This window comes from Corallococcus sp. AB045 (assembly GCF_003668895.1).
Taxonomy (GTDB): domain Bacteria; phylum Myxococcota; class Myxococcia; order Myxococcales; family Myxococcaceae; genus Corallococcus; species Corallococcus coralloides.
The window spans coordinates 1-3,512 of sequence record NZ_RAWN01000375.1; the positions used below are offsets into that span (position 1 = coordinate 1).

1 protein-coding gene and 1 pseudogene are annotated in these 3,512 nt (G+C 68.8%); both read left to right on the top strand.

Going from position 1 to position 3,512, the window contains the following annotated elements; translation table 11 throughout:
• Positions 1–1,839, top strand: a pseudogene (locus D7Y21_RS42115) (hypothetical protein); the annotation flags it as partial.
• A 408-nt stretch (positions 1,840–2,247) separates the two neighbouring features.
• Positions 2,248–3,512: ELWxxDGT repeat protein (locus D7Y21_RS40680; RefSeq protein WP_370039929.1), on the top strand; the 1,265-nt coding region annotated here is incomplete at its 3' end.

Below are 3,512 nucleotides of genomic sequence, written 5' to 3' on the forward strand. Positions count from 1 at the left end.
CTTCCCCGCCAGGAGCCCACGGCCCCACCGGCGGCGCCGCCCGCCGCCCCGCAGCCGTTGCGCACGCCCGCGCGGCAGCAGAGCCTCTTCGAGCCCTCGAATCGTCGCGAGGCCGCGCTGCGCCAGTGGTCCGCGCAGAACGGGGGCACGCCGGCCACGGGGCTTCAAGCCGCGCCCGCGGGGGCGGGTGGCTCCGGCAACGCGATGAAGCCGCTGTTCTTCGATGGAACGGCGGGCGGCGTGCAGCAGGCCTCCGAGGCTCGCGCACTCACGGGGGCCGGGGCGTACGCCGTGCTGGAGACGCGCGTGAAGAATGCCCAGGCGGCCCAGGCCCGCCTGGATGCAGTGGAGCGGAAGCTCGCGGAGGAGCTGGCCATCCTCGGCCCCCTCCTGACGCCCGAGGAGCGGGAGTCCTTCATCCAGTCCTTCCGCGCCGAGCACGCGGAGGCCTACGCGGCCCGGGATGCCGCCGTGGGGGCGCTGGCCGACCACCTGGAAGCCGAAGGCGCCAACATCGAGGCCTATCTCAAGGACGTCCAGGGCATCTCGCCGTACATGCTCGGGCTTCATGCCGTGCCCGTGCAGCAGGCCCTGCGGCTGGTGGCCGACTCGCCGCGTGCGGCGACGGCGGTGGCCTACCTGAACGCGTCCGAGAACCAGTTGCTGCAACAGCTCGGCGACCCCGCGGGTCAGTATCTGGAGCAGGACGTCTACGGCCCGGCCATCCACGCCACCCTGACGAGTGCCCTGGCCTCCGGCCAGTCCTCCGGCAAGGCCATCGCGGAGGTGACGACGCTCATCCAGCAGATGCCCGAGGGCGTCCAGGAGCGCATCCTCGGAGCCGACCCCCAGGTGATGCTGGGCCACCTGTCGAGTGTGGCCTCCGGAAACGTGGGGGCCCTCAAGAACCTGGCGGCGGAGGCGGGCAAGCTGGGCACGCCGGGAGCCACCGCCCTGGTCTCCGCGGCGTTGTCCATGGCGATGCTCCAGAGTCCGGAGCTCCTCCAGGATTCGGCCGCCCTCAAGCTCCTCATCCAACCGCTGGGGAACGCCGGCATGTCGGCGTCGGCCGTCAGCATGGCGCTCAAGGGGGTGGGGAGCGTTGTCTCGCGGGTTGGCTTCCAGCCGGACCTCGGTGGAGCCCCGATGCTGTTGGGCAAGCTCGGCACCATCCTGGGCGCGGCGACCGCGGGGCTCCGGGTGCTGAACCTCCTTGGTCAGGCGGACCGGAACATGGGCACCTACGTCCAGGCCGGGGCTCAGGCTTTCGGCGGCATCGTCTCCACGGCCTCCGTGCTCGGACTCGTCAGCGGCCCCGTGGGAATCGGCGTGGCCGCCACCACCTTCCTCGTCACGGAGCTCGGCAAGGCCTGGGAGAAGGGCATCCATCGTGAGGAGGCGGCCAAGGCCTGCCTCGAGCGCGCGACCCAGCTGGGAATCCCCGACGCGCAGATGCGAGTGAACCTGGGGTTCAACTACGGCACCCAGGTGCGAGAGCTGTCCAACCTGGGAATTGACTATCAGCGGATGAACGAAATCATCCCGCGCTTCACGGACACGACCCGCCTGGCGCTCCTTGCCCAGGGATTGGAACTGAGCCCGGAGGAGGTCGGCCGCGTCCTGGACCTGGTGGTGCCTCCCGGAATGAACTCCAGCGTCGAGGTGACGGGCTTCAATCTCCTCATGGGCCTCTACCAGCAGGCGCGAGAGGCCAACCCTGGCGGCACTCCGGAGCAGCTCATCGGGTGGATGCGGAACAACGCCCCGCCGCCCCTGCACGGAGGCGCCGGTTATCTCTTCATGGGCTCCATGCTCAACCTGCTCGACTCCACCCAGTAGGCGCGCTGGATTGGCACGGCCATGTCCGCACGCGCATGAAGGTAGGGTACACAGCACGACATGCGAGCCGCCCACGAAGGGGACCGACACATGGGGGAAAGAGGGACCGCCCGCTATCGGGTTCGTCGAATCGCGCGACGGCCTGGCCCTGCATTCACGCTCTCGGAGGGGCGTCTCTTGTCTTGGGAGCCTTCGTGAATGCCTCTGGGGTCCTCAAGTGGATCCTCGCGGACTGAACGAGCTGGCTTCGGCCTGAAATCCTTGAGATCCGAGGAGGTCTGCCGGCGGGAGGGGTGACGCATCCCCGACCCGGATTGATTTCATCGGGCGAGCCCAGGCATGAACCGTCCTGGCGCCAGACCACGAGATGCCTTTCCTGGCTCACGTGTCGACGCCAGGGGACAGGTCATGCTGAGCGGGCGGCAGTTGTGTTCATGGGGGCTGCTGGTGCTCGCGGTGGTGGGCGGATGCAGCGAGGTCCCCGCACCCTCCGGACCTTCAGCCCCGGTGCTGGCGCGTTCCTCCCAGAAACTGGAAGGCCCCTTCAACGCCAGGCTCCAGCGAATCAAGGACCTGCGACCCGGGGATGCGAGTTCCGACATCCATTCCCTGGTCGGAGTGAATGACACCCTCTTCTTCTCCGCGACGAGCGACCTCCTGGGCCCCGGGCTCTGGACGAGCAACGGCAGCGCGGAGGGGCCCGTCAGTGTGCTGCAGATGGAGGTTGTTCCCTCCACGCCCTTCGAGCCGGTCCGCCAGGCCGCCATGGACGGGGTCCTCTACTTCGTCGCCCGACGGGGAGCAGGGTTGCCGTGGCCTTCGTGGGGTGGGTATGAGCTGTGGAGGAGCGACGGTACCAGCGCCGGGACCGTTTCCATCGCGGGCGATCCCAGCACCAACGTGCAAGCGGCGCCCATCAGCCTCACGCCCGCGAACGGGAAGCTCTTCTTCCTCCTCTCCACTTCGCAACTCACGAATCTCTGGGTGACCGATGGCACCCGCGCGGGGAGCCGCCTGGTGTCGAAGGTCTCCCTTGGCTGGATCCACCGTTCGGGTACCTCCGCCATGACGGCCCTGGGGGATTCGGTCTTCTTCGCATGCTCCCCCGACCCCGGTAACAGTGACTACGAGCTGTGCAGGACCGATGGCACCTCCGGCATCGTCCTGGTCAAGAACATCTATCCCAACAGCAGCTCCGAGCCCTTACAGCTCACGTCCGTGGGCAACGTGCTCTTCCTGGAAGCCGACGATGGCGTCGGTGGCCGGGAGTTGTGGAAGAGCGACGGTACCAGCGCCGGGACCGTGCGCGTGCGTGACATCTGGCCGGGCGCCACCAGCTCGGGCCTCGCGTCCCTGACGGCCGTGGGCAATACGCTCTTCTTCGTCGCCAACGATGGCGTCAGCGGCCCGGAGCTGTGGATGAGCAACGGCACCGCGGCGGGGACCGTGCTCGTGCGCGACATCATGCCGGGGGCCGCGGGCTCCAACCCCCGGGCGCTGGTGGACGTGGGCGGGACGCTCTTCTTCGTGGCCGACGATGGGGTGGGGGGCGCCGAAGTCTGGAAGAGCGATGGCACCCCGGCGGGAACCGTGCGCGTGAAGGATCTCCGGCCCGGCCCCCTGAGCTCCAATCCCGCGTCGCTGGTGGGGGTAGGGGGCGTGCTCTTCTTCCT